Genomic DNA, 26610 nt, shown 5'->3' with positions numbered 1-26610 from the left:
ATACGGAGCTTATTTTGAAACATGCTGCTTTATTAGCCCTTGCAGATGGTAGTTTATTTTATGGTGAATCAATAGGTATTGCCGGACAACGTGTTGCTGAAGTCGTTTTTAATACAGCTATGACAGGTTATCAAGAAATATTAACTGATCCTTCTTATGCTCAACAAATTGTTACTTTAACTTATCCACATATTGGTAATGTTGGTGTTAATCCTGAAGATGAAGAATCGCAAGCAGTATTTGCTGCTGGTTTAGTCATTCGCGATTTACCAATATTAGAAAGTAACTGGCGTTCTACAGAAACTTTAGAAAATTATTTGATACGTAATCAAGTAGTTAGCATTGCAGGTATTGATACCCGACGCTTAACACGCTTATTACGTGAAAAAGGCGCACAAAATGGATGTTTAGTCGCAGGTGAAAATATTGATGCTGAGGCAGCAATTCAAGCCGCTAGAGACTTTGCTGGTTTACAAGGCATGGATTTAGCCAAACAAGTTTCTACTAAAGAAACTTATGAATGGCAATCAGATGCTACTAAATATCATGTTATAGCTTATGACTTTGGAGTCAAGCGTAATATATTAAAAATGTTAGCAGAGCGTGGTTGTCGTGTAACCGTAGTGCCAGCTCAAACCCCAGCTTCTGAAGTTTTAAAGCAAAATCCAGATGGAGTATTTTTATCAAATGGCCCCGGTGATCCTGAACCTTGTGATTATGCTATCGCGGCAATTCAAGAAATTTTAGCCGCTAATATTCCTGTGTTTGGTATTTGTTTGGGTCATCAATTATTAGGCTTGGCTAATGGTGCTAAAACTACAAAAATGAAATTTGGTCATCATGGTGCCAATCATCCGGTTCAAGATTTAGCCACTGATTGTGTCATGATTACCAGCCAAAATCATGGCTTTGCAATTGATGAATCTAGTTTGCCAGTTACTTTAAAAGCTACTCATCGTTCTTTATTTGATAATTCTTTACAAGGTATTAAGCTTGTTGACAAGCCCGCTTTTAGTTTTCAAGGTCATCCTGAAGCCAGCCCCGGTCCGCATGATGTCGCGCCTTTATTTGATCAATTTGTGGAGCTAATGAAATGAAACGTACTGATTTAAAATCAATTTTAATTATTGGTGCTGGACCAATTGTCATTGGTCAAGCTTGTGAATTTGATTATTCAGGGGCACAAGCTTGTAAAGCTTTACGCGAAGAAGGTTATCGTGTCATCTTAGTCAATTCAAATCCAGCGACTATCATGACCGATCCTAAGATGGCTGATGCTACTTATATAGAACCTATTCTATGGCAAACTGTCACTAAAGTTATTGAACAAGAACGTCCGGATGCGATTTTACCTACTATGGGTGGGCAAACCGCTTTAAATTGCGCCTTGGATTTGGAACGTGAAGGTATATTAGCCAAATACAATGTAGAAATGATCGGTGCTTCTAGTGAAGCTATCGAAAAAGCTGAAAATCGGGATAAATTCCGTACTGCGATGCTGAAGATTGGCTTAGAAATGCCATTTGCTATGATTGCACACAACATGGATCAGGCTTTTGAAGCGCAAAATAAAATTGGTTTTCCATTGGTAATTCGCCCTTCTTTTACTTTAGGTGGTAGCGGCGGCGGTATTGCTTATAACCGTGAAGAATTTATTGCTATTTGTGAACAAGGTTTAGAATTATCGCCAACCAATGAATTATTGATTGAAGAATCAATAGCTGGATGGAAAGAATTTGAAATGGAGGTAGTGCGTGACAGTAAAGATAATTGCATCATTGTCTGCTCTATCGAAAACCTTGACCCTATGGGTATTCATACTGGTGACTCTATCACTGTAGCTCCAATTCAGACACTAACTGATAAAGAATATCAAATTATGCGTAATGCCTCTATTGCGGTATTGCGTGAAATTGGTGTTGATACTGGTGGTTCTAATGTACAATTTGCGGTTAATCCTAAAAATGGCCGCATGATTATCATTGAAATGAATCCACGGGTTTCGCGTTCATCAGCTCTAGCCTCTAAAGCCACTGGTTTTCCAATTGCTAAGATAGCGGCTAAATTAGCTGTCGGTTATAGTTTGGATGAGTTATCGAATGATATTACTGGTGGTGCTACTCCAGCTTCTTTTGAACCGACTATTGATTATGTAGTAACCAAGATACCACGCTTTGCTTTTGAAAAATTCCCACAAGCTGAAGCGGTTTTATCTACACAGATGAAATCGGTTGGTGAAGTCATGGCAATGGGGCGAACTTTTCAAGAATCATTACAAAAAGCTTTACGTGGTTTAGAAGTCGGAGTTTATGGTTTAGATTCTCATACTGATTCTGAAATTAATTTAGCTGAGAAGTTGCAAAAAGTTGGACCAGAGCGTTTATGGTATGTAGCAGATGCTTTTAGATTGGGATGGTCTTTAGAACAAGTTGAAGATTTAACCGCAATTGATCCGTGGTTTTTAGTTCAAATACTCAATTTAGTAGATGAAGAACAAAGTTTATGTATTGGTTGTTTTGATAAATTAGACGCTGATCGTATGCGTAACTTAAAACGCAAAGGTTTTTCTGATCATCGTTTAGCTGAATTATTCGGAGTAAAAGAACAAGCTTTTAGAGAATTACGCCATAAGTTAAATATTCGCCCAGTATTCAAGCGCGTTGATTCTTGCGCTGCTGAATTTGCTGCCAGTACTGCTTATATGTATTCTACTTATGAAGAAGAATGTGAAGCGAATCCAACTGAACGCGAAAAAATTATAATACTTGGTGGTGGTCCTAATCGTATTGGTCAAGGGATTGAATTTGACTATTGTTGTGTTCAAGCTGCACTAGCATTACGAGAAGATGGTTATGAAACCATCATGATCAACTGCAACCCTGAAACGGTTTCTACTGATTATGATACCTCTGATAGGTTATATTTTGAACCCTTAACCTTAGAAGATGTATTAGAAATCATTGATATTGAAAAACCTAAAGGTGTAATTGTTCAATATGGCGGGCAAACTCCATTAAAACTAGCAAGGGCATTAGAAGCCGCTGGTGCGCCAATTATTGGAACTAGCCCAGATTCGATTGACTTAGCAGAAGATCGTGAACGCTTTCAACAACTGATTAATAAACTTGGTTTACGACAACCACCTAATAGAACAGCCCGTAATGCTGAACAGGCTATTGAATTAGCTAGTGAAATAGGTTATCCTTTAGTAGTACGTCCATCCTATGTTTTAGGTGGACGCGCTATGGAAATCGTATATAATCAACAAGAATTAAGAATATATATGCGTGATGCAGTTTCTGTATCTAACGATTCACCGGTATTATTAGATCATTTTTTAGAAGATGCTATTGAAGTTGATGTTGATGCAGTATGTGATGGCAAACAAGTTCTAATCGGTGGCTTAATGGAACATATTGAACAAGCTGGTGTACACTCAGGTGATTCAGCATGTTCATTACCACCTTACGGATTATCAGCCATGATACAAGATCAATTGCGTGAGCAAATGACTCGTATGACAACTGCATTAAATGTGATAGGATTAGCAAATGCACAATTTGCTATTCAAAATAAAACCATTTACGTTTTAGAAGTAAATCCACGAGCATCGCGCACCGTACCATTTGTATCAAAAGCTACCAGCTTATCTTTAGCACAAATAGCGGCACGTTGTATGGCTGGACGTAGCTTAGCAGAACAAGGTATAACAGAAACATATGTGCCTAATTATTATTCTGTAAAAGAAGCAGTATTTCCGTTTGCGAAATTTGCTGGAGTTGACCCATTATTAAGCCCAGAAATGAAATCAACTGGAGAAGTAATGGGAATTGGTCGTACTTTTGGTGAAGCCTTTGCCAAATCACAACTAGCTGCTGGTAGTAAGTTACCAGAATCTGGTTTAGCATTATTGAGTGTACGTGATGCTGATAAACCAGCCGCTGTTGATATTGCAAAAGATTTGCTTCATTTAGGGTTTGAACTTTTAGCAACACGAGGAACCGCAGAAGCACTGAAATTAGCTGGTATTCCTTGCAATATTGTTAAAAAAGTCAATGAAGGCAGACCACATATAGTTGACCGTATAAAAAATCATGACATTAGTTTTATTGTAAATACTACAGCAGGTAAACAAGCAATAGCAGACTCTTATGCGATTCGTCGCACAACGCTACAGCATCAAGTAACTTACACTACAACTATTGCTGGTGCTAGAGCTACTGTTTTGGCATTAAAAAGCTTAAATGCTACTGATGTTAATAGTTTACAAAATTTACATAAAGAATTAAAAGGAATCCCAACAATATGAAAAAATCACCAATGACCATTACAGGCGCACAAAAGTTGCGTGATGAATTACATCAGTTAAAAACTGTAGCACGCCCTAAAGTCATTGAAGCAATTTCTGAAGCTCGTGAACTTGGAGATTTAAAAGAAAATGCTGAATATCATGCCGCGCGTGAACAACAAAGTTTTATCGAAGGGCGCATTGCTGAAATAGAAGGTAAATTATCTAATGCAGAAATTATTGATATTTCAAAGATTAAAGTTGAAGATAAAGTAGTTTTCGGTGCTACAGTAGAATTAATTAATATTGATACAGATAAAGAAGTAAAATACCAAATTGTTGGTGATGATGAAGCTGATATTAAAGCCAACATGATTTCTATTAGTTCACCAATAGCACGTGCTTTAATTGGTAAATTCGTAGATGATGTTGCCGTGGTACAAGCACCTAGCGGTAAAACCGAATATGAAATTATAGCAGTTAATTATAAATAGTAAAATTAGAGAGAAACATGGAATTTAATGTAAAAAGTGGTCATCCAGAAAAACAACGTACAGCTTGCATTGTAGTAGGAGTTTATGAACCACGTCGTTTATCAGACGTTGCCAGACGCATTGATGAAGTAAGTAAGGGACAATTATCTGCTATTTTACGCAGAGGAGATTTAGAAGGTAAAGCTGGTCAAACTTTATTATTGCATAATATTAAAGGCACTATGGCTGATCGTGTCTTATTAGTAGGATGCGGGCGTGAACGTGAATTAGGAGACAATCAATATCGTCAAATTATTCGTAAAGCCATACAGACTTTACATGAAACTGGTTCAATGGAAGCTGTTTGTCACTTAACTGAATTAAATGTACGTGGACGTGATACAGCATGGCGTATTAGACAAGCTATTGAAGCGGCACAATCAGCCTTATATACTTTTGACCAATTAAAAAGTCAACAAGAAGCAACAAGACGACCATTGCGTAAAATAGTTTTTAGCGTAGCTTCACGTCGTGAATTACAAATGGCTGAACAAGCTAGTTTTGAAGCACAAAAAATTGCAGATGGAGTCAAATTAGCTAAAGATTTAGCAAATTTACCATCTAATCATTGCACACCTACTTTTTTAGCTGATAAAGCCAAAAGCTTATGCAAGCTGCATGATAATTTATCTTGCAAAATTCTAACAGAAGCTCGCATGAAAGACATGGGTGCTTTATTAGCGGTTGCCAAAGGTAGTAAAGAAAAACCACGTTTTATTGTATTAGAATACAATAACAACAAGAAAAAAGATCCTATAGTATTAGTAGGTAAAGGTGTAACCTTTGATTCCGGTGGAATTTCTCTCAAGCCATCAAAAGACATGGATGAGATGAAATATGACATGTGTGGAGCAGCCTCAGTATTTGGAACCATCTCTGCTGTTGCCGAATTACAATTACCAATAAATGTAGTTGGAATTATTCCAGCAGTTGAAAATATGCCCGGTAGTCAAGCTGTTAAACCCGGAGATATAGTTACAAGTTTATCAGGGCAAACTATTGAAATATTAAATACTGACGCTGAAGGGCGACTAATTTTATGTGATGCTTTAACTTATGCAGAACAAAACTATAAACCAGATGTTGTGATTGACATAGCAACACTAACTGGCGCATGTGTAGTAGCTTTAGGTAAATATCCTCACGGATTAATGACCAACCACAACCCATTAACTAATGACTTATTAGCAGCTGGAAAATTTAGTGGCGATAGAGCTTGGGAATTACCATTGTGGGATGATTACCAAAGTGATCTTGACAGTCCATTTGCTGATATTGCCAATATAGGTGGACGAGAAGCTGGTACAATTACAGCCGCTTGTTTCTTATCACGTTTTACCAGGAAATATAATTGGGCACACCTAGATATAGCAGGAACAGCTTGGACATCAGGCAAAAAGGACAAAGGGGCAACTGGTCGTCCGGTACCATTATTAACACAATACCTAATTAATCGCTGTAGCGATGACAGCTCCAGTTAATTTTTATATTTTACATACAACTAATTGGCAAGCAAAAGATCATCTAGCTTGCCAATTGGTTGAAAAAGCTTGGCAACAAGGTAATAGTATTTATATCCACACAAATTCCTTAGTTGCTGCACAACATATTGATATATTATTATGGACATATAAAGAAGAAAGCTTTTTGCCACACAACATATCATCAACGGGTCCAATCTGTATTGGTTATACCGAAGAAGTTCCTGAAAATATGGATGTTTTAATTAATTTAAGCGAAGTAGTACCACCCTGTATTAGCAAATTTAAACGTATTGCAGAAATTGTTGACGATATAGAACCAGCGCGTGAAGCTGGAAGAAGACGCTATAAATTTTATAAACAACAAGGGCATGAATTACAAAAATATAATATTAATCGTTAGTGATGGTTTTTATGGAAACAAATAATCTTAATTGATGATAAAAAAATTTTTAAAAAAAATCTCAAATTGGTTAAAATCAAAATTACCATACTTCATCGTGACTTTACTAATATTACTATTAATATTAGTATTTTTTTATAAACGTATTGTCATTACTATCCAGTCAGGTGAAGCAGGAGTTTTATATATGCGTTTTTTTGGTGGAACTGTGACTGATTATGTCTATCCAGAAGGTGTTAATATTATAGCCCCTTGGGATCATATGTACATTTATAATGTCAGAATTCAGACTAAGTTCCATGATTTTGAAGTGCTAACCAATCGTGGTTTACCAATTCAATTAAGTTTGGCTATTCGTTTTCATCCAGCATATGAAATGCTAAGTGTTCTCCATCAGCAAGTAGGTCCTGATTATATTAATACCATTATCATCCCTGAAATTGAATCTATTTTACGTAAACAAATCGGTCATTATAATCCAGAAGAGATTTATATCAACAAAGACAATTTTCTGACCGAAATTATTATGAAAGCCTTAGATGAATTGGGACAAAATTTTGTGAAAATCAATGACGTTGTTATTCGGGCAATAAGCTTGCCAGATTCTGTAAAAAAAGCCATTGAAGCCAAATTGGTTAAAGAACAACAGTATCAAGCTTATCATTTTCAACTCAAAATAGCAGAAGAAGAAGCAAAAAGAAAACGTATTGAAGCACAGGGTATTAGCAACTATCACAAAATTATTTCTGAGACGCTTAATCAAAAAATTATGAAGTGGCATGGTATTCAAGCAACCTTAGAATTGTCCAAATCTGCAAATGCGAAAGTTATCGTTATTGGTGCTGGTAAAAATGGATTACCCATTATTGGCAATATCCCTCTTGAGCAGGCTATAGAAAATGGAAAAAAGTAGATTATCAATAATTGTCAAAATTGTCGGAATGATGACTGTGTTGCTAATTTATGCCTGTAAATCATCTTCTGATGAGGAACCGAAAACAGAAAGGCTAAGTCAAGAAATTGTGATTGGTATTGCATGGCCTGATAAGAATAGTCATTTTGTGAAAGGTGCTAAATTAGCTGCAATGGAAATCAATAATCAGAAGGGCAAAATATTAAATCGAGAGCTTAAACTGATTATCAATGATAAAGAAAAAATTGTAACTTCACTCAAGCTAAAACCATCACAAGATGTTGCGGTGAATGTAGCCAATGAATTTGTAAACAATTCTCAAATAGTTGCAGTTATTGGACATAAATTTTCTAAGCTGGCGTTTCCTGCTTCTATTGTTTATCAATCTAATCATATTGTTTTCCTAGCACCCACTTCTACAAGTATCAATTTGACCAGTAACAATTTTAAGTATGTTTTTCGACTCAGTCCACATAACGAAGAAATAGCTAAACAATTAGCAGCTTATACTAATAAAGCTGGTTACAAAAAAATAATTGTCCTGCATGATCGAGGTAATTATGGTACTGAATTATCCAATTCATTTATTTATAATGTAGTTAAAACATATAATATAAAAATTATTTTGCGTCGCTCCTTTTTTAGGAGTAAAAACGATTTTACTGATATATTATTTGAGTTAAAACAAGGTCGGGAATTTGATGCTATTTTTGTTTCTACTGATGCCAGTGTAGCGGCACAAATTTATAAACAAAGCCGTGATATGAGGATTATGGCACCGTTTATTGGGGGATATAACTTAGAGACAGAGATATTTTGGAATGCCGTTCAAGAATGGGAAGGTTTTGATGGTTCTGAAATATTTACCAAAAAGTCAGTTATACCAACAGTATTTGATGGCAATAGTTTAGTCAAAGTCACACAATCATTTATCAAAAAATTTCAACAACAATATCAAGGACAACAAGCTAACCGTATGGCAGCATTGGGCTATGATTCTGTTAAATTGCTAGAACATGCTATAAAAAAATCTCAATCAAGCCTTCCAATCAGAATTGCAGATACACTGCGATATATGCAAGCTTGTCAAGGTGCAGCTGGGCAATACCAGTTTCAAATCAATGGTGATGTAATTAATAAACAATTATATTTTCAATTTTTCAAAGATCAGCAATTTGAATATGAAAGTTTAAAAAAATCAACAAAAAAGCTTGTTTCATTTAAAGAAGAATGTGGAAATATTGATCAGGATAAAGACAATATTCCTAATAACCTAGATTATTGCCCAGATAATAACACCATTGAAATGTCAAAAGGCGTTTATCAAAAAGGAGCTTTAAGAGGTTGTCCAATTGATAGTGATAGAGACAAAATTGAAAATTATCGTGATGATTGTCCAAATAATCTTAGACATGAAATTAGCAAAGGGGTTGATTCACTTGGTTGTCCAATAGATAGAGATAATGATACCGTGTCTGATTATCGTGACGATTGTCCAAATAATATCACTAATGAAATTAGTAAAGGTATAGATTTAAAAGGTTGTCCGCTTGATACTGATACAGATAGTATTGCCGACTATCAAGATGCTTGTCCAAAAAATAGTTCAACTGAACTTTCCAAAGGTATTATTCAACAAGGGACTCAAATTGGTTGTCCAATAGATAGTGATAATGATACCGTGCCTGATTATCGTGACAATTGTTCCAATGATAGCAGCCTTCAAATTAAAAAAGGAGTTGATTCTGTTGGTTGTCCGGTTGATCATGATCAAGATGGTGTACAGGATTATAAAGATCTATGTGAAGGAACACCTAGAACAGTTGCCATTGAACTAAATGGTTGCCCGGTTATAATTGAGAAAGAAAAATATATCCTATCCGGTAAAGCCAGTTTTGCCTCTGGCAAAGAAAAATTAAGCAAGCAAGCACAAATTTTTCTGAAATCTCTGGTTCAAAGGCTCGGTCTTGATTTATTGATAAAAGTAAATATTATAGCTCATACTGACAGTGTTGGTTCTATTATTTTTAATAAAAAATTATCGAAACAACGGGCAAATAATATTGCTGAATACTTCATTCTTCAAGGTATTCCTAGTGACAAAGTAGAAGCAATAGGTATGGGTGAATCTGAGCCAATAGCGTCTAACCAAACTCCAAATGGTCGGAATAAAAACCGTCGCATTGAAATTCTGATTACATATTTAAAAAAAAATAATATAAAATAGATTGACTAATGCTAATTAAAAGATATATAATAGACTATGCATGGTAAACATACCATAAAATTAATGTTATGCATTATTATTTAATCCTAGCCCTTAATATAGGTCTATGTTTATTCATTGGTTTCTTGGGTAGAAATCGAAACTTGGGGTTTTGGGGAGCTTTTTTTGGTTCTATACTCTTCACCCCAGTTATCGGACTGCTTTTGGTACTGGTATCATGCCGTGATAAAAAAACCTAAGATGTATTGTTTAACTATATTTTAAAATTAAAAAGGAACTATAAAATGGCAACAGAAACAGTACTTGCTAATGCAGTAACACATCCCATAACAACAGTTGGTGGTGCTACTAAAGCATTCCTTATAGCTCATCCTGTTGGAGTCGCCGTGGTTGGTGCTAGTCTAATCGGTGCTGGCACTTATTGGGCAATGAAAAAATTCATGGGTGAAAAGGAAGAATCAGTAGCTGCTGAGACCGCTTAATCGGTAACAGATAAATATACATAGTTTTTTAAAGACCTGTCAGGTTTTTAAACACCTGACAAGTCTATAGTTATTTTTGAACCAGAAGAGTTTCCGAACTTGATTTACCAACTCTAATATAAATTCTATCTGATAGCACAATAGTTGCAGCAAATACTTGATCCCCAACATTTTTTTGCAAATATTGAAGTTCGCTGGTAAAAATATGTTGATATATTAAGCTAGTACCATTAATAATAACTCCATCTACCGGTATAACCTCATTGGCATTAATTACAATAGTATCACCAATATTTAACTCTTCACACGGCACTTCGATCTCAACTCCATCTTTTAGTAACCAAACCACTTTTGGCATTTTTTTATAAATTTGTGTTGCGCGGATTATTTGTTCTATATATTTAACTTGATAAGCAAATCTTTTGCTTAAGTAATATATCCAATTAAGTAAAGCTAAGATAAAATAATGTCTAGTAATAAGAAGCAAAAGAAAGAGAAGAGAATCAAAAACTGCCATATCAAATTGAGGTTTTTTTAAACCATGAATCGCATTTTTCCAAATAGGAATCGTGGTATATATAATTCCTGCTACGCTAATGAAAATCAACACTGGAAAAAATAAACTACCCAGTGTTACTAGAGCTAGTGATGTTGATGCGATGGCATAGCGTTTCTGAATTGTGGTTCCAACATTAGCCATGTATTGCTTATTTTCATCACCTTTAGGATTTGATTTTACTTCCGTTTTGATATCATCATATAACTTGGTACCTAGATAGGTAATTACTCCAATAAATACTAATAGATAATGCATAATTACTCCTATTTATAATATACTAACTTACCAGATTGCATCTTCAATACTCTATCTGCAATATGGAAATATTTATCATCATGCGTAACCGCAATAATGGTTTTACCTTGTTGTTTTAAATCTGGTAATATAACTTCATAAAAATACTTTCTAAATTGAGGATCCTGATCCGCAGCTAATTCGTCGAAAATATAAATGGACCTATTTTCTAAGATAGCGGTTACAAAAGCCAATCTTTTCTTTTGCCCTGTAGATAAGTCAAGCTGAGTGAATTTTCCCTGTCGATATTTGGTTTTTTCATCCAGTTGCATTAAGCGTAATAAATCTTTAACTTGCCTGTCATCAATATTTGATAAACCATACAGTTTATCAAACAAGTGAAAATCAGTAAAGATAATTGCAAATAATTCGCGGTAACTTGCATATTGAGTTTGATCAATTTGGTCACAATTCAAATTCAGAGAACCGGTGCTTGGATAATACAAACCTGTCAATAATTTCAATAAAGTTGATTTGCCACTACCATTACCACCCACAATAAACACCATTTCCCCTTTTTTAATCTCCAGATTAATGGGACCGATAGAAAATAAAGGCTTACCATACTGATCTGGATAAGAAAAAGTAGCTTTGTCAAGCTGAATTTGCTTGAAATTAGACGTAATAGGTTGTTGTTGAAAATAAATTTCAATAATAACCTCATCCAGTTGTGCTTCAAGTTCACTTAAGTTTTCTAAAACCACATTGCTTTGAGATAAGCTTGGTAAAGATGACACCAACATGCCTATTGGTCCAATAATGAATAAAATCGTCGTTGATATCTTGTAGATTTCATCGGCATGAGTGGTGTGAAGCGATGGTAGAATAAAAACCACTATTGCCAACAACAGATAAAAAGATATACGAGAAAACATCAAAGTAGTGATTTGTTGTAAGCCCACATTTACTTTCAGTTTTTCAGTTTCCTGAGAAAGCATGTCGATATGATCAAATAAGTCATCACTTTTTTTACGATTCATTTTAAGTTCTTTAAAACCGTTTAAAATATGACTGAAATACTCGAAAAATTGCGCCTCCTTTTGGGTGGCAATATGGAGTTGTTTAGAAATTTGTTTCTCATAAAACCAGTAGATAGATACAGAAATACTAATAAATACAATAGTGATCAAAAAGCTGACAGGAGATAACCAAGCCAGATACAGAAAACTAAAAACCAGCACCATTCCAGATTGAGCAGCGGCTATCAGAAGCAGTCCAGATTGAGAAATAATGTTACTATCTTGAGTGAGTTGAGTGTACATTTCACCTCGTTTGCTATGTTCGATGAAATGCAATTCTGCCGAGCGAATTTTATCCGCAATTCTAACTCTGACTTTGCGAATGAACTTTTCAATCGCAACCACCGTTTGAGAAAGCGCGTACCTTTGCGTATAAACATATAAAACAAAAGCAATAATGTATAGCAAAAAATATTGTGTTTGTAAGTTATTATTTGAAACCATTTCAGCCGCAGTATTAATGATAACTAATATCATCGCATTAGCCATACCTGATAAGGCAGTCATAAATCCAATCTGAGCAATTGGCACATCATATTCTTCAAGATAGTTGAGTATTTTCATAAAAATTCAAAGACCTGACAGGTCTGAATACAATAAAATTAAGTTGACTATTTGCTGTCTTTTGCGGCAAACTTTTGTCCTTCTTCAAAAAGCTGTTGAAAATGCGCTTTCATGTTTTCAGGCTCAAAATCAAGAAAAGTGCCACCCGATTCAAAATGTTCAATAAATACCTTACCAATAGCATAAGAAGTGGCACCAAACATAACAGCACCACCAATAAAACCGGCAGCTTGTCCAATAAACGGAACCACTTTAACCAAACTACTAATTGATGTAGCCGTTGTGGCACTTAAAACACCACCGGTTAAAGCAGCTATCAGTGATTTCACTAAATTCTGAGAAAATGGTACTTCATATTTATTAGCAATGCTATGTACCATTTTAATTTGGAGACCCGTTACTGCTGCCAGATCCACTAGTGGCAATGGCACTGCCGCTATTGCCATAGCACCAAATACGTAATTTTTGACCATCTCATGAGCTTCATCAGCTCTTTCAACCCGTTGTTGTAGGTTTTCTTCCATGGAAGGGAGTGGCGTTTCGTTTGTGTTATTTGATTCAGTTATCATATTTATCCTTACTTTGTAAAACTTACTAATTAAGTAGCCACAACAAATTTTAACATAAAAAAAATTTTGATGATATAATCATAAAAATTCAGATCAATTTTTCAGGACAAAAATATGTTAGTTATTGGTGGGCTAATTATTGGTGGTTTACTGTATACTGGCATTAGGTCACGCAAAGTTAGCAATGAGAAAAAAATAAATTCGAGAAAAAAAACACCAAGTGAAAAAAATTTATCTATTGCGACTACTTCATTAGGCTGTATCGTATCTGGACCGATTTTTTTTGCCCCGCTTACATTGCTAGGAGTGGGAGGACTAGTTTACCTTGTTTTGCCCACTTGGAAACAGGGCTATAATGATTTGACCCAAAAACGACGTTTTACTCGCATGGTATTAGAATCTATGGTTCTACCGGGTACCATTTTAACTGGTCACTTTTTTGCAGCAGCAATCGCCTACTGGTTCTTGTATTTCGCCCTCAACATAGTATCCAAAGCCAAAGGGCTGACGACTAAAAATCTGGCAGATGTTTTTATTACCCCATCAAACCGTGTTGTATATATTATGCGTGAAGGAGTTGAGCTTGAATTTACATTGAAAGATGTGCAAGCAGGTGACGTTCTTGTAGTCGAGGCAGGCGAAATTATTCCCGTAGATGGCACAATCGTCAAAGGGAATGCGGCTATAGATCAACGCATGTTGACAGGTGAATCACAACTTGTTGAAAAACAGGTGGGTGATTTCGTCTTTGCTTCCACTATGATGCTTACAGGACGAATTCTGATCGAAGTCGAAAAAGCGGGTGAAGAAACTATTTCCAACCAGACTCAACAGATCCTTAATGAAATGACATCATTTACTGCCACCCTTGAACTACGAAGTATTGACATGGCAGATCGCTTGGCATTGCCCTATTTGATGTTGGGTTCTGCGGCAAGCGTGTTAAAAGGAACAAGCAGTGGATTAGCCATTTTCTGGTCTCCATTAGACGATGCTCTCTATGCTGTGGGGCCATTGAGTGTATTAAATTATCTTAACATTGCTTTGCGACGTGGTATCTTGGTCAAAGATGGACGCGCTTTGGAAATACTACGTAAAGTTGATACCATTGTTTTTGACAAAACAGGTACGCTTACTGAAGAAATCCCAAAAGTGGCCAAAATTCATGCTTGTGGTGAAGTAAGCCAAAGTCAGATTCTACGTTATGCTGGGGCCGCTGAACGTAAACATACTCATCCTGTCGCTCAGGCCATCCTTGAAGAAGTCTTGATGCAAGATATAAAGCTGCCTTCTATTCAAGAATCCGCTTACGAAACTGGCTATGGTATCAAAGTAATGATTGGTGAACAAACGGTATTAGTTGGCAGCCTTCGTTTTATGGAACAACAATCACTGTCTCTTCCTGAACAATTAGAAGCTGTGCAAATTGAATCTCAAGAACTGGGTGAATCACTAGTTTATGTGGCTATTGATGAAGCGATTGTTGGGGCAATAGAACTCCATGCAAGGATTCGCCCTAACACAGTAGAAGTTATAAGCAAACTTAAGGCACTAGGCTACAACATTTGCATCATTTCAGGTGATCATGAAAAGCCAACTCAACATTTAGCTAAACAATTGGGAATTGAACATTACTTTGCCGAAACTCTGCCAGAGGAAAAGGCTAATTTGATCAAAAATATGCAACAAGAAGGCAGGGTTGTTTGTTACATGGGTGATGGCATCAACGATACGATCGCCCTTAAGCAGGCAGAAGTCTCGGTTTCCTTACGCGGTGCATCAAGCATTGCTACTGATACTGCTCAGGTTGTTTTGATGAACGGACAGTTAGATCAGCTTATTGAACTGATTGAATTGGCAAAACAGCTTGATGTCAACCTCAAGAACACTTTCTTAGTAAGCGTTATTCCAACTGCTGCTATTGTCGGAGGGGTCTTAATCTTCAATTTAAGTTTAACGGCTGCCATCATTGTTTATATGGTAAGTATGGGGCTTAGTGTCACCAATGCAGTATTTCCATTATTAAAGGAAAAATAATTATCTGATATGACTACAAAATCAAAGCTGCTGGCGCTTGATCAATATTTTTTGACAAATTCTCCCGTAAGTTTGCACAATTACCGTGCTGCTATGGATGCAACGCAAACAGTTATTATCGAAAATTTTGCTATACTTGAACAAGCTTATTCTGGTAAATCCATTGCTGCCTTACAGAGTGAACTGAAAGCCAGTTCTGAATTTATGGAAACTCAGTCATTACCTGATGTGATCAAACAGATTGGCGAACAGATAGTTGAAAACTTAATTAATGTCAATCATCCTCGTTGTATAGCACATTTACACTGCCCACCACTTATTGCTTCTATTGCAGCAGAAGTAATTATTAGTGCTACTAACCAATCTATGGACTCATGGGATCAAAGTGCAGCCGCCACACTGGTTGAGCAATATGTCGTTGATTGGTTCTGCAAGCAGTACAGTTTGGGAGAACAGGCTGATGGTGTTTTTACTAGCGGAGGAACGCAATCCAATTTTATGGGTTTACTTTTGGCTAGGGATTATGCAGCACAACAACATTTTAATTGGTCAATCTCAGAACTAGGCTTACCTCCCGAAGCTAATAAATTTCGTATTATCTGTTCACAAGACAGCCATTTTAGCATTCGTCAAACTGCCCGTTTATTGGGTTTGGGTGATCAGTCAGTGGTTTCTTTGCCCCTTGACGAACATCACCATATGTTGCCCAGTGTGGTTAGGCAATATTTTAAGGCATTGACAGATGAAGGACTTTTACCCATTGCTTTGGTTTCAACTGCTGGCACAACTGACTTTGGAACTATTTCACCGTTAGATGCTTTGGGTGTTTGTGCGCAGGAACTTGGATTGTGGTTTCATGTAGATGCTGCTGTTGGTGGTGCCTTGATGTTTAGTGAGCAACATAGATACAGGTTGGCTGGTATTGAACTGGTTGATTCTTTAACTATAGATTTTCATAAATTGTTTTATCAGTCAATAAGTTCTAGTATTTTTCTAATAAATAACCGCGCTCATTTTAATCTCATGAAATTGAATGCAGATTATCTAAACCCAGAATCAAATGCTGGAAATGGCCTTCCCGATTTGGTCACAAAATCAGTACAAACCACCCGTCGTTTTGATGCCTTAAAGGTTTATATGACCCTGCAAGCTTATGGTCAAACAGTATTGGGGAAAATTATAGAAAGTGTTATGGAATTAACTCAGCAATCCGCTAAACTGATTGATGCAACAACCGACTTTGAGCTGGCTTTGCCACCATCCATCAATACCATAGTTTTTCGCTACCGACCTTCCATTACACCTGCTGGTAAGGATGAAGACCTTTGGTGTGATACTGTTAATGATCGAATTCGCCTAGTATTATTGCAAACGGGGCAAGCGGTGATTGGCTACACAAAATTCAATGGACGTTCCTACTTAAAATTCACTCTAATGAATCCTATGACACGTTTAAGCGATATTGAATCTTTATTGGTAAGAATGCGAAAAATATCATTACTATGAGTACACAAATATTTACCGAAATAGAATCAAATGTACGCTCCTATTGCCGGACATTTCCAGTTGTGTTTACAAAAGCCAAAGACGCGATTTTGTATACTGAATCTGAACAACAATATATCGATTTTTTCGCTGGTGCAGGTGCGCTGAACTATGGACACAACAATGATTATTTGAAGCAAAAACTAATTGAGTATTTAAGTGCCGATTTCATTACGCATGGTCTTGATCTGTACACTTCTGCCAAGCGTGAGTTTCTGATAGATTTCAATCAATATATCTTAAAACCGCGTAAGCTTGATTACAAAGTGCATTTTTGTGGCCCCACTGGCACAAATGCGGTAGAGGCGGCCTTTAAATTAGCTCGCAAAGTCAAGGGACGTTCAGGCATCTTCGCGTTTATGGGAGGATTTCATGGCATGACGCTTGGCAGTCTGGCAGCAACTGGTAATAAATACAATCGTGCAGCGGCTGGTGTGCCTCTGAACAATATTACCTTTATGCCCTATCCACATGGTTTTATGGCTTCCTTTGATACTATTGAGTATATCAGTAATGTCCTGAATGACCCCAACTCTGGCATTGAAAAACCCGCTGCCATGATTCTGGAAACCACCCAAGCAGAAGGTGGTGTTATTGTTGCTCCCAGCCAATGGTTGCGTAGCATTAAAGCTTTGTGTGAAGAGCATGATATTTTGCTTATTTGCGATGATATTCAAACAGGTTGTGGGCGTACAGGTACATTTTTCTCTTTTGAACGCGCTGGGATTATGCCGGACATAGTATTGTTATCAAAATCTATCAGTGGCTATGGTATCCCATTTTCACTAGCACTTTATAAACCAGAACTGGATGTATGGGAACCCGCAGAACACAATGGCACGTTTCGTGGCAATCAACTTGCCTTTGTGACCGGCACAGCAGCATTAGAACATTATTGGTCTAATAATAAATTAGTGGATGAAATCAAACAAAAAGAAAATTATCTGCGTACTTTTATGGAAAACGAAATTCAGCCCTTATGCTCTGAACTTGATATTCGTGGTCTTGGTTTAATCTGGGGTATTGATATGTCAAAATTGGGCAAGCCTAATTTGGCACAGGCTGTAACAAAATGTGGTTTTGCTTCAGGGCTTGTTATAGAATGCAGCGGTAGAAATGATCAGGTGATTAAGCTCTTACCGCCACTGATTATTAATCAAAAATTACTAGCAAAAGGATGCCAGATACTAAAACAGGCACTTATAGAAACTTTAGATTCCAATGCGCTTTTGCCTTTGAGCTTTAACTAAAGGCAGTGTCGCATTCCCCAAACTAACCACCAGTCCCGTTTGCTTCAATAACATCGTCTCAACCAGCCCAAAATTTAGAAAAAAAGCACCGCCCATGCCAATCACAGTGGGGACAATCATCATTTTAAAACTGCTTGTCATGGTTTTTTCAAATTCTTGAGCCAAATCAAATAACTGACCAAGTTGATTCAAGTTTGACATTAAGATAATCTGGGCTGTATCAGTAGCCACTGTTGAAGCACCCCGCATTGATATGGACACTTGCGCTTTTTTCAAAGCAATCGCATCATTGATGCCATCACCAATGTAACAGACTGTTTTTCCATCCTTTTGTAACTGATCAAGGATTTCAGCCTTATCTTGGGGCAGTACTTGGGCAAAGTAATGCTCAATGCCTAAATCTTGAGCCAGTTTCTGGGTAGGCATTTCTTGATCCCCGGAGAGAATGTGCATAGATTTAATCTGACACTTGCGCAGTTTATCAATAACCGCTTTGGCTTCGGGGCGCACGGTGGGAAACAGTTCAATCGCACCAATCATTTGATTATCGATGGCAATCATTACCAAAGAATTTCCTTGCTGGTGGCCTAAATCTTCCGCCAACTTGATTAATGATGGAATACTTATTTGTTCTTTTTCCATAAAGCTGCGGCTACCTACTTGAATAAGCTGCTGGTTTATAGTAACTTGAATGCCATAGCCCACTTGATATTCTGCCTCATCAATATCTGGTAAACTCAATTCTTGGCTCTGCGCTTCTTCCAAAATGGCCAATGCAATCGGATGAGTCTGTTTATATTCCGCAGCAGCAGCGTAGGCCAAAATATCGCCGGTATCATAATCTGAGCAGCTATGGATTTTTCCAACATAAGGCTGTGATAAGGTTAGTGTTCCAGTTTTATCAAAAACAATAGTATCCACTTGACTTAACAGTTCAAGTGCCCTGCCATCTTTAATCAGAATACCATTTTGAGACATCAGTCGAAAATAGCTTAGAACACTGATGGACGAAACCACTGACATTCGGTAGCCAAAATGAGCATTAATTATGGCAGCTGCGCCCATAGGTCCTAAAATAGGCAACGATATTGCCCCTAAAATAAGCGTTGGCAAAACCGTTTTATTCTCCAGTTTTTCGCCCTGCAATTGCCAATTTCCTTTGAAATTATCCATTTTATTGAGAACATGACCTATTTTAGCCACTATGGTTTCTTCACCAGCAGTTTCAACTTGGATAGATAGTTTGCCACCCAAAATAACGGTTGAGGCAAATACTTGATCACCTATTCCTTTTTCTACAGGTTGTGCTTCTCCAGTCAGAATATGTTGATCGACACTCGCCATTCCTTCCTTAATAGTGCCATCTACTGGGATAGTTTCCCCAGCATTAACAACCACAATTTCACCTTTTTCTAGTGCCTCAAACGCTGTTTTGACTTCAACCCCATTAACCAGCACCCAGACAAAGCGAGGATGTTCATTAAATATTTCTATAAAGTTTTCTTGAGAATTGCGTTTAACTTTTAACAGTAGTTTTTGATTTAAAACATAAAAAAATGCCGCCATGTTACCAATCGCATAATACCCACTTAAGAGACATACGATGGCAGTGATGGCAGATAGGGTATGCACATCGACTTTTTTATTTTTCCTAAGTGATTGGTAAGATTTCTTAAAAATGGGAACCGAGACATAAATCAAGCCGGGGACACTGAGAAGACTCAAAGGCGGATAGAATAAAGTCCCAGCTGTAGCTATGCCAAATGACGCAGTAGAAATGGCTAAATCACGATTAGCTTCTTTTTCTTCCTCGTTTTTCTTATTTTCCACCGTCTGCCCAAAAAAGTCAACATTTTTAACCACCTTTTTCATATCCTCATATAGAGATGGAGATATTTTTTTGTGGTTTTTTTTCGCTTTTTTCTGATCTGATGTTCTGATGGCATGAGCAAAGCCACCTAAAAGTAAAAGTTCTAATAACATATTTTTTAGCTTTCTTGATTTAGCTTGTATTGAGTATTGAGACTATTAAGTGCTAATTTCCAGCATAAATCTACATAGGTTCTGTTTTGCCAGCACGCTTAAACTCTAAAATGCTTCTACAATCTAGTAGAAATAAACTGAATTATACAAGTAATAATTGATGTTGTCAAAAAAAATCAATCAAAATATTTTTTCTTCTAATTGTGATAAAATAAGAACAATTACCATTAAATGTAGTTCCAATTATTCCAGCAGTTGAAAACATGCCCGGCAGTCAAGCAGTGAAACCCGGAGATATTGTTACAAGTTTATCAGGACAAACTATTGAAATATTAAATACTGACGCAGAAGGGCGACTAATTTGCTGCTGGAAAATTTAGTGGCGATAGAGATTGCGAATATAGGTGGAATAGAAGTAGGAACAGCTTGGACATCAGGCAAAAAGGACAAAGGAGCAACTGGTCTGCACAACAGATCCAATATGTATTATTTATACAAACTAAGTCGCTGATAATATTTATTTTTTAATTAATTTAAGCGATATATAACCAGCGCGTGAAGCAGGAAGAAGACGCTATAAATTTTATCAACAACAAGGGCATGAATTACAAAAATATAATATTAATCGTTGAAAAAAGTCATCATACCTGTCAGGTTTTAAAAACCTGACAGGTATGATGACCCTAATTCCTTTAATGATTAAAAATCTGAAGTAAAATAACTTTCTGGAAATTTCTCAGTAATCATCATCACAGGCTGATTATTAGAAGAAACACTATAAGTACGAGAGAGTAAATTATCTTGTCTTTTAATTTCAAAATAATCGGATAAATCTCCAGCTTGTTCCTGAGCATAATTGACAATTTCTTTAAAGGTTTCTGTTTTATGTTGTTGCCAAAGTTTTCCTATGGGTATATGAGACTTAATCAATTTGTCTCTAAACCTTTCCTCAATTCGCTCAATCACAATAATGGAATCAGCGTAAAGCCAATTATGATGGCTAGTTTGGTCTTGAAGTAGTATTTGTCTTTCCAAGACTTCAGTACCTGCTTTGATTTTTAAAGGCTGAATATCTTCAGTAATAATGACTATTTTCTCCGACAATTTAACAACAGCTATAGGTTCATTTAAAAAAATTTCTAATATGTTTGTTAAAGTGCCATCAGCTAGCAATAAAATTTTTTGAAAAGGGCTGAGCTTAGATGGGTCTATGTTACAGTCTCTCAATAATTGGTACAAATCTATTCCTTTTGTTTGCGTAAATACTTAGTTTATTTTAACATAAATAAAGTATTGATAATATAATCAAAACGGTATTATGCTTAAACTGATTATCAAGCAGCTTATACTAATAAAGCTGGTTACTTGCTTAATGGGTAAGATATAAATATATATTGTTTTTTTAAAGACTTGTTAGGTTTTTAAACACCTGATAGTTGCTGCAAATGCTTGATCTCCAATATTTTTTAGCCATGCAATTGCCAATTTTATTTGTGATCGACACTCGCCACTCCTTCCCTAATCGTGCCATCGACTGGGATAGTTTGCCCCGCATTCACTGGGTTGCTAAATATATAAATCAAATATTGCTATTTTTCGTCAGTTTCAAATTTAATAAGCTCTGTAAGTAATTCATCACAAACAACCACGCTTTCATTGTATAATACCATTAGGGTGTTTAATTTTAGGTACATTGCAAATATATGGAACAAATTATTAAAGAATTACATAGTATAGGTGATTTTATACGTTGGGGCGCAAGTGAATTTAATAAGGCTGAGTTATTTTTTGGGCATGGAACTGATAATGCCATAGATGATGCCGCTGTACTAGTTTTACATACGCTCAATTTAGCTAATGAAAAAATTCCTAATATTTTATGGCATAGCCGCTTAACAAGTTCAGAAAAACAAGATATATATAATATATTACAAAGACGAATTAATGAAGCTATTCCTACTGCTTATTTAACTAATGAGGCTTGGTTTAGTAATTTACGCTTTTATGTAGATTCACGTGTTTTAATTCCGCGTTCTCCAATTGCAGAATTAATAGAACAGGGTTTTGAGCCTTGGGTTGAGGCTGATCAAGTTAATTATATGTTAGATTTATGTACTGGTAGTGGTTGTATCGCTATTGCTAGCGCAATGTTATTTCCAAATGCAAAAATTGATGCAGTCGATATTTCGGCAGATGCAGTTGATGTTGCCAAAATAAATATTGATGCTTATGGATTAAATGAACGAGTAAATGCAATACAGTCAGATTTGTTTGCTAATTTAGATGGTAAAGTTTATGATTTAATAGTTTGTAATCCTCCTTATGTTGATGCTGAAGAATTAGCGGCAATGCCCAATGAGTATCATCATGAACCGCGTTTAGGCTTAGAAGCTGGTGATAATGGCTTATTATTGGTAGAACAAATTTTACGCCAAGCAGCTCAACATTTAACAGCTAATGGGGTATTAATAGTTGAAGTTGGTTTAAGTCAAAAATATTTGATGGAACATGAATTGCCATTTATGTGGTTAGATTTTGAACGTGGAGGAGAAGGTGTGTTTTTATTGACGGCTCAACAATTGATTGATTATTAATATGAATTTATTATTTTTATTACCCCCAGAAACAGCTCATTCTTTAGCTTTAAATACTTTAAAATTTCTTCATAAATTTAAATTTAAGAAAAAAATTCCATATAAACCTTGCACAGTCATGGGTTTAGATTTTCCAAATCCAGTTGGATTAGCGGCAGGTTTGGATAAAAATGCTGAATATATTGATTGTTTAGCTGGTTTGGGATTTGGATTTATTGAAGTAGGTACAGTTACACCTGAAGCTCAGCCCGGTAATCCTAAACCACGTCTGTTTCGGTTAAGAAAAAATCAAGCTATTATTAATCGTATGGGATTTAATAATCATGGCATTGATCGATTGTTAAAAAATGTCAAAGCGGCAAGGTTTAATGGTATTTTAGGTATTAATATTGGTAAAAATTTTAATACCCCCATAGAAGAAGCGATAGATGATTATTTAATCGGCTTAGAAAAAGCATATCCATTTGCAGATTATATTACTGTAAATATTTCATCTCCTAATACTCCGGGATTACGTCAATTACAACAAGCTGATCAATTAGATTCCATGTTGAAAGCTTTAAAAGAGGCTCAACAGGAATTGGCTAGTAAGCATAATAAATATGTGCCATTAGTGGTTAAAATAGCTCCTGATTTAACTGAGGAAGAAGTTAAGGATATTGCTAATACATTATTAGCATCTAAAATAGATGGGGTTATTGCGACTAATACTACCTTATCGCGAGACAATTTAATCCGTGAAACTCATATAAATAAAACTGGTGGTTTAAGTGGCGCACCTTTATTCACAAATAGTACTAACATCATAAAACAATTAAATGCCATCCTAAAAGGCAAAATTCCAATAATAGCTGTAGGTGGTATTATGACTGCCGCTGATGCTGAAGCAAAACTTGAAGCTGGAGCTAGTTTAGTTCAAATTTATACTGGATTAATCTATAAAGGACCAGAATTAATTGATGAAATAAAAAAAATGCTTGACAAATAAATTTCTGATGGTAGAATGTCGCAATTAATTCAAAACGCGGGAATAGCTCAGTTGGTAGAGCACAACCTTGCCAAGGTTGGGGTCGCGAGTTCGAGTCTCGTTTCCCGCTCCAGATTTCTATGGCTGAATGGCAGAGTGGTTATGCAGCGGTTTGCAAAACCGTGTACATCGGTTCAATTCCGGTTTCAGCCTATTAGTACGTACCATATGCCTGGGTGGCGAAATTGGTAGACGCAAGGGACTTAAAAAATTTGAGCATCTAGGGCGAAATCCTTAGATGAATGGAGTCTAATTCGATGAATCCTGTAATATGGTAACGTCGAGCTAAGCTCGATTAGGTTATATAAGAAATAATTGGGTAGGAACATCATGAATGATTCCCCTTTCCCCATTCCCAACCTATCCTTTTATTTCTTTCTTATGATTTAGTTGAGAAAGTGTAGAGGCCATACGGCTCCTGCCTGACTAAGTATTTAATATTTAAAGGCAAAGACATGGTCCAGACCACAAACAAGTTGATTAAATAATCAATATGGCAGTGAAAACTGTAGTTGGTAAGAAAATCCCTCGGTGGCAACACTGTACCGGTTCGAGTCCGGTCCCAGGTACCATTCTTATATGTACACAGCACATTTTGGGCTGAATACAGCACCGTTTTCTATAACACCAGATCCACATTATTTTTATTCAAGCACAAATCATAGTGAGGCTTTGGCACATCTTGTATATGGTGTCAATGAGGGCCCCGGTTTTGTATTATTAACTGGTGAAGTCGGTACTGGTAAAACTACTTTATGTCGTAGTTTAATTGAGCAATTACCCCACAATTTTGATGTAGCTTTATTGCTAAATCCTTGTCTATCTCCAATAGAATTATTGGCAGCCTTATTTGATGAATTAAGAATTAGTTATAGTCTGGAACAGTATCAACAAAAAGATTTTATTGATAAACTCACTAGTTATTTGTTGACGGCTGATAGAGTTGGTCATCGTACTGTACTTATACTTGATGAGGCTCAAAATCTTAGTTCAGAAGCATTAGAACAAATCAGGTTATTAACTAATTTAGAAACTGGCAATCATAAGTTATTACAAATAATTTTGGTTGGTCAACCAGAATTAAAGAAGTTATTAAAACGTAATAATCTGCGTCAATTATCACAGCGTATTACAGCGCGTTATCATCTCTTGCCTTTATCCAGAAAAGACACTAAAGCTTATATTAATCATCGTTTAGCTATTAGTGGAGTAGTTTCACGTCAGTTATTTTCCGATTCGGCTGTTAAATTAATTTATCGTTATTCTGCTGGTGTACCCCGTTTAATTAATATTCTTTGTGATCGCGCTTTATTAGGCGGTTATGTAAGTAATAAAGATCAAATCAATACGGAGATTATCTATCAAGCTATAGAAGAGGTTACTGGTGAAGCTGTTAGAAAATTTAATCCTCAAGTCTTAATAGTTGTTTGTAGTTTTTTATTAGTATTGGCTGGTGTTATTAATTGGGGGTTGTTAAAACCAGTTACTGTTTCTAGTTCTGCTCCCATAATGCCAACTGCTATGGTGAATAAGCCAGTATCAAATTTAGAATATTTATTAAATATAACTAATACAGAAACAGCTTTTAGAACTCTGTTTAATTTATGGGGAACTGATTATTTACCATTAGCTGGTGAAAAGGCTTGTGAAAGTGCGGCTAATAAGGGTTTAGCTTGTTTCTTAAAGATCGGTACATGGGATGATTTACGTTCTTTAAATCGTCCGGCTATAATTGAATTAGTAACTTTAAATGGAATGCAATATCATATAGTAGTCAAATACTTACTTGATGATATTGCTGTTTTAGTTGTTGCAGAGAGAACTTATGAAATACCAATTCATGAAATTAATAAGTTATGGCTAGGGCAATTTCTAATTTTATGGCAACCTCCGATGTTACCTATGCCGATATTAAAAGTTGGAATGATTCACCAAGGGGTTATTTGGATCAGAAAACAATTAAATATGGAATCGAGATCAGCTTTGTTTGATTATGCTTTAAGAACCAAGCTTATTGCTTTTCAAGCTGAACATAATTTAAAAGCTGATGGGGTTATTGGAGAACAAACATTGTTAGCATTGCAGGCTTTGAGGGGAGAGCCGTTGCTGCTTGAGTAAAAAGTAGCCAACATTTTGCTACCAACATTTATTCTGACAAAGTTGTTGATTAGCTTCATCAAGCGTTCCAAAATGATGCCATTCACCATAAAATCCATACCATATATTATTTTCTTTAGTGGTTAGAGCGGCTTGATATTCATTAGTATAAAAGCGCGAATATTGAATTTCATTTCCAGAACCAGAAACTTGTGTAGCAGTAGCTGGAAAAAAGTATTGAGCATAAACTTTTTCAACTAGATCAAAAATAATATTGGATTTGTTTTCAAATGTGATTGCAGGAGCAGTAGTAGCAGTTGAATTTGTACCATTTGATTTACCAAAAACTTGTACCCAATAATGCCGATATTTACTTGAATCTAAATGTGAATAACCGAAACCAATTTCTGTGTAATTACTATTGAGAATATTTTCACGATGCCCTTGGCTATTCATCCATTGATTAATAGTCTCCGTTGGTGTAGAACGCCCTGCTGCAATATTTTCTCCTACATAAGAATAATTATAACCAGCCGCTTCAGCACGATCCCATGGTTGGGAACCATTTAACCCAGTATGGCTAAAATAGTTATTTTTAGTCATATCATCTGCATGGCTTTGTGCCGCTTGATTTAATTGACTTGATAAGCTTAATGCTGGTAAACCAACTTTTTTCCTTTCCAGATTTGTGAGTCGTAATAATTCAGCGTCATATTGACTCGCTGCTGTAGCGGCTGGTTATAAT

At 36.1% G+C, this 26610-nt stretch carries 19 protein-coding genes, 2 tRNA genes and 2 pseudogenes; 17 read left to right on the top strand and 6 right to left on the bottom strand.

Features of this window, described 5'->3' with window-relative positions:
• Positions 1–14: 14 nt before the first annotated feature.
• From carA to BHU68_RS13885, 8 genes are all read left to right on the top strand, one after another.
• Complete coding sequence (carA, locus tag BHU68_RS13920; protein WP_069472661.1) at positions 15–1097, top strand: glutamine-hydrolyzing carbamoyl-phosphate synthase small subunit; 1083 nt, start codon at positions 15–17, stop codon at positions 1095–1097.
• On the top strand, positions 1094–4309 hold the full coding sequence (gene carB, locus BHU68_RS13915; protein ID WP_069472662.1) for a carbamoyl-phosphate synthase large subunit: 3216 nt from the start codon (positions 1094–1096) through the stop codon (positions 4307–4309). The genes carA and carB overlap by 4 nt, the downstream gene beginning before the upstream one ends.
• Positions 4306–4782: a transcription elongation factor GreA gene (gene greA / locus BHU68_RS13910; RefSeq protein ID WP_069472663.1), complete on the top strand. Its 477-nt coding sequence runs from the start codon at positions 4306–4308 to the stop codon at positions 4780–4782. The genes carB and greA overlap by 4 nt, the downstream gene beginning before the upstream one ends.
• 17 nt (positions 4783–4799) lie before the next feature.
• Positions 4800–6302, top strand: coding sequence for a leucyl aminopeptidase (locus BHU68_RS13905; protein ID WP_069472664.1), 1503 nt, complete (start codon positions 4800–4802; stop codon positions 6300–6302).
• Positions 6286–6705, top strand: a complete 420-nt coding sequence (locus tag BHU68_RS13900; protein ID WP_069472665.1) for a DNA polymerase III subunit chi — start codon at positions 6286–6288, stop codon at positions 6703–6705. The genes BHU68_RS13905 and BHU68_RS13900 overlap by 17 nt, the downstream gene beginning before the upstream one ends.
• Positions 6706–6739: 34 nt before the next feature.
• Positions 6740–7618: a prohibitin family protein gene (locus BHU68_RS13895; RefSeq protein ID WP_069472666.1), complete on the top strand. Its 879-nt coding sequence runs from the start codon at positions 6740–6742 to the stop codon at positions 7616–7618.
• Positions 7605–9845, top strand: a complete 2241-nt coding sequence (locus BHU68_RS13890) for an ABC transporter substrate-binding protein (protein WP_069472667.1) — start codon at positions 7605–7607, stop codon at positions 9843–9845. Before BHU68_RS13895 ends, BHU68_RS13890 begins: the two co-directional genes overlap by 14 nt.
• A gap of 284 nt (positions 9846–10129) precedes the next feature.
• Entirely contained in the window at positions 10130–10327 is a 198-nt protein-coding gene (locus BHU68_RS13885) for a hypothetical protein (RefSeq protein WP_069472668.1), read from the top strand.
• A gap of 70 nt (positions 10328–10397) precedes the next feature.
• Here BHU68_RS13885 and BHU68_RS13880 read toward each other — a convergent pair whose 3' ends face one another.
• Genes BHU68_RS13880 through BHU68_RS13870 form a run of 3 tightly spaced genes read right to left on the bottom strand, consistent with a single transcriptional unit; the run spans position 10398 to position 13332 of the window.
• Positions 10398–11141 (bottom strand): P-type ATPase, encoded by a 744-nt coding sequence (locus BHU68_RS13880; protein WP_069472669.1) that lies wholly within the window; start codon positions 11139–11141, stop codon positions 10398–10400.
• 8 nt (positions 11142–11149) lie between these two features.
• The gene (locus BHU68_RS13875; protein WP_069472670.1) at positions 11150–12763 is read right to left on the bottom strand and encodes a cyclic peptide export ABC transporter; all 1614 of its coding nucleotides are present in this window, start codon (positions 12761–12763) and stop codon (positions 11150–11152) included.
• A 47-nt stretch (positions 12764–12810) separates the two neighbouring features.
• Positions 12811–13332 carry a YcjF family protein gene (locus BHU68_RS13870; RefSeq protein ID WP_083234087.1) on the bottom strand — a complete coding sequence of 174 codons (522 nt, stop codon included), beginning with the start codon at positions 13330–13332 and terminating at the stop codon, positions 12811–12813.
• A gap of 114 nt (positions 13333–13446) precedes the next feature.
• Here BHU68_RS13870 and BHU68_RS13865 point away from each other — a divergent pair, with 114 nt between their 5' ends.
• The 3 genes from BHU68_RS13865 (at position 13447) to ectB (ending at position 18164) form a co-directional block, all read left to right on the top strand.
• Positions 13447–15369 carry a heavy metal translocating P-type ATPase gene (locus BHU68_RS13865; RefSeq protein WP_069472671.1) on the top strand — a complete coding sequence of 641 codons (1923 nt, stop codon included), beginning with the start codon at positions 13447–13449 and terminating at the stop codon, positions 15367–15369.
• Between the two features lie 93 nt (positions 15370–15462).
• Positions 15463–16875: a pyridoxal phosphate-dependent decarboxylase family protein gene (locus BHU68_RS13860; protein ID WP_216092561.1), complete on the top strand. Its 1413-nt coding sequence runs from the start codon at positions 15463–15465 to the stop codon at positions 16873–16875.
• Positions 16872–18164, top strand: coding sequence for a diaminobutyrate--2-oxoglutarate transaminase (gene ectB / locus BHU68_RS13855; protein ID WP_069472673.1), 1293 nt, complete (start codon positions 16872–16874; stop codon positions 18162–18164). Before BHU68_RS13860 ends, ectB begins: the two co-directional genes overlap by 4 nt.
• Here the strand turns inward: ectB and BHU68_RS13850 are convergent.
• Positions 18126–20147: a heavy metal translocating P-type ATPase gene (locus tag BHU68_RS13850; RefSeq protein ID WP_069472674.1), complete on the bottom strand. Its 2022-nt coding sequence runs from the start codon at positions 20145–20147 to the stop codon at positions 18126–18128. The two genes, ectB and BHU68_RS13850, sit on opposite strands and share 39 nt — an antisense overlap.
• Before the next feature lie 227 nt (positions 20148–20374).
• Between BHU68_RS13850 and BHU68_RS16655 the strand changes: the two are divergent.
• Positions 20375–20515, top strand: a pseudogene (locus BHU68_RS16655) (hypothetical protein); the annotation flags it as partial.
• Between the two features lie 331 nt (positions 20516–20846).
• On the opposite strand, the gene BHU68_RS13845 reads toward BHU68_RS16655, so the two are convergent.
• Positions 20847–21386 carry a chorismate--pyruvate lyase family protein gene (locus BHU68_RS13845; protein ID WP_216092908.1) on the bottom strand — a complete coding sequence of 180 codons (540 nt, stop codon included), beginning with the start codon at positions 21384–21386 and terminating at the stop codon, positions 20847–20849.
• Positions 21387–21850: 464 nt separating this feature from the next.
• Between BHU68_RS13845 and prmB the strand changes: the two genes are divergently transcribed.
• From prmB to BHU68_RS13820, 5 genes are all read left to right on the top strand, one after another.
• Complete coding sequence (gene prmB, locus BHU68_RS13840; protein WP_171899476.1) at positions 21851–22741, top strand: 50S ribosomal protein L3 N(5)-glutamine methyltransferase; 891 nt, start codon at positions 21851–21853, stop codon at positions 22739–22741.
• 1 nt (position 22742) lies between these two features.
• Positions 22743–23729, top strand: coding sequence for a quinone-dependent dihydroorotate dehydrogenase (locus BHU68_RS13835; RefSeq protein ID WP_083234090.1), 987 nt, complete (start codon positions 22743–22745; stop codon positions 23727–23729).
• 36 nt (positions 23730–23765) lie between these two features.
• Positions 23766–23841: transfer RNA gene (locus tag BHU68_RS13830), tRNA-Gly, on the top strand.
• Between the two features lie 9 nt (positions 23842–23850).
• Positions 23851–23921 (top strand) — tRNA-Cys (locus BHU68_RS13825).
• Positions 23922–24347: 426 nt separating this feature from the next.
• Positions 24348–25886: an ExeA family protein gene (locus BHU68_RS13820; RefSeq protein WP_069472677.1), complete on the top strand. Its 1539-nt coding sequence runs from the start codon at positions 24348–24350 to the stop codon at positions 25884–25886.
• An 18-nt stretch (positions 25887–25904) separates the two neighbouring features.
• Here the strand turns inward: BHU68_RS13820 and BHU68_RS13815 are convergent.
• Positions 25905–26552 (bottom strand): annotated as a pseudogene (locus BHU68_RS13815) (CAP domain-containing protein); the annotation flags it as partial.
• Positions 26553–26610 lie beyond the last annotated feature (58 nt).

The organism is Candidatus Marithrix sp. Canyon 246, assembly GCF_001723685.1.
Lineage (GTDB): Bacteria > Pseudomonadota > Gammaproteobacteria > Beggiatoales > Beggiatoaceae > Marithrix.
The sequence above is the reverse complement of the archived record's forward strand: the minus strand, read 5'-3'. Positions and strand labels throughout refer to the sequence as shown.

What these genes read in the sequence shown, in the direction of transcription:
- carB (WP_069472662.1), top strand. Translation starts at nt 1,094, where the DNA reads ATGAAACGTACTGATTTAAAATCAATTTTAATTATTGGTGCTGGACCA.
- greA (WP_069472663.1), top strand. Translation starts at nt 4,306, where the DNA reads ATGAAAAAATCACCAATGACCATTACAGGCGCACAAAAGTTGCGTGAT.
- BHU68_RS13905 (WP_069472664.1), top strand. Translation starts at nt 4,800, where the DNA reads ATGGAATTTAATGTAAAAAGTGGTCATCCAGAAAAACAACGTACAGCT.
- BHU68_RS13900 (WP_069472665.1), top strand. Translation starts at nt 6,286, where the DNA reads ATGACAGCTCCAGTTAATTTTTATATTTTACATACAACTAATTGGCAA.
- BHU68_RS13895 (WP_069472666.1), top strand. Translation starts at nt 6,740, where the DNA reads ATGATAAAAAAATTTTTAAAAAAAATCTCAAATTGGTTAAAATCAAAA.
- BHU68_RS13890 (WP_069472667.1), top strand. Translation starts at nt 7,605, where the DNA reads ATGGAAAAAAGTAGATTATCAATAATTGTCAAAATTGTCGGAATGATG.
- BHU68_RS13885 (WP_069472668.1), top strand. Translation starts at nt 10,130, where the DNA reads ATGGCAACAGAAACAGTACTTGCTAATGCAGTAACACATCCCATAACA.
- BHU68_RS13880 (WP_069472669.1), bottom strand. Translation starts at nt 11,141, where the DNA reads ATGCATTATCTATTAGTATTTATTGGAGTAATTACCTATCTAGGTACC.
- BHU68_RS13875 (WP_069472670.1), bottom strand. Translation starts at nt 12,763, where the DNA reads ATGAAAATACTCAACTATCTTGAAGAATATGATGTGCCAATTGCTCAG.
- BHU68_RS13870 (WP_083234087.1), bottom strand. Translation starts at nt 13,332, where the DNA reads ATGATAACTGAATCAAATAACACAAACGAAACGCCACTCCCTTCCATG.
- BHU68_RS13865 (WP_069472671.1), top strand. Translation starts at nt 13,447, where the DNA reads ATGTTAGTTATTGGTGGGCTAATTATTGGTGGTTTACTGTATACTGGC.
- BHU68_RS13860 (WP_216092561.1), top strand. Translation starts at nt 15,463, where the DNA reads ATGGATGCAACGCAAACAGTTATTATCGAAAATTTTGCTATACTTGAA.
- ectB (WP_069472673.1), top strand. Translation starts at nt 16,872, where the DNA reads ATGAGTACACAAATATTTACCGAAATAGAATCAAATGTACGCTCCTAT.
- BHU68_RS13850 (WP_069472674.1), bottom strand. Translation starts at nt 20,147, where the DNA reads ATGTTATTAGAACTTTTACTTTTAGGTGGCTTTGCTCATGCCATCAGA.
- prmB (WP_171899476.1), top strand. Translation starts at nt 21,851, where the DNA reads ATGGAACAAATTATTAAAGAATTACATAGTATAGGTGATTTTATACGT.
- BHU68_RS13835 (WP_083234090.1), top strand. Translation starts at nt 22,743, where the DNA reads ATGAATTTATTATTTTTATTACCCCCAGAAACAGCTCATTCTTTAGCT.
- BHU68_RS13820 (WP_069472677.1), top strand. Translation starts at nt 24,348, where the DNA reads ATGTACACAGCACATTTTGGGCTGAATACAGCACCGTTTTCTATAACA.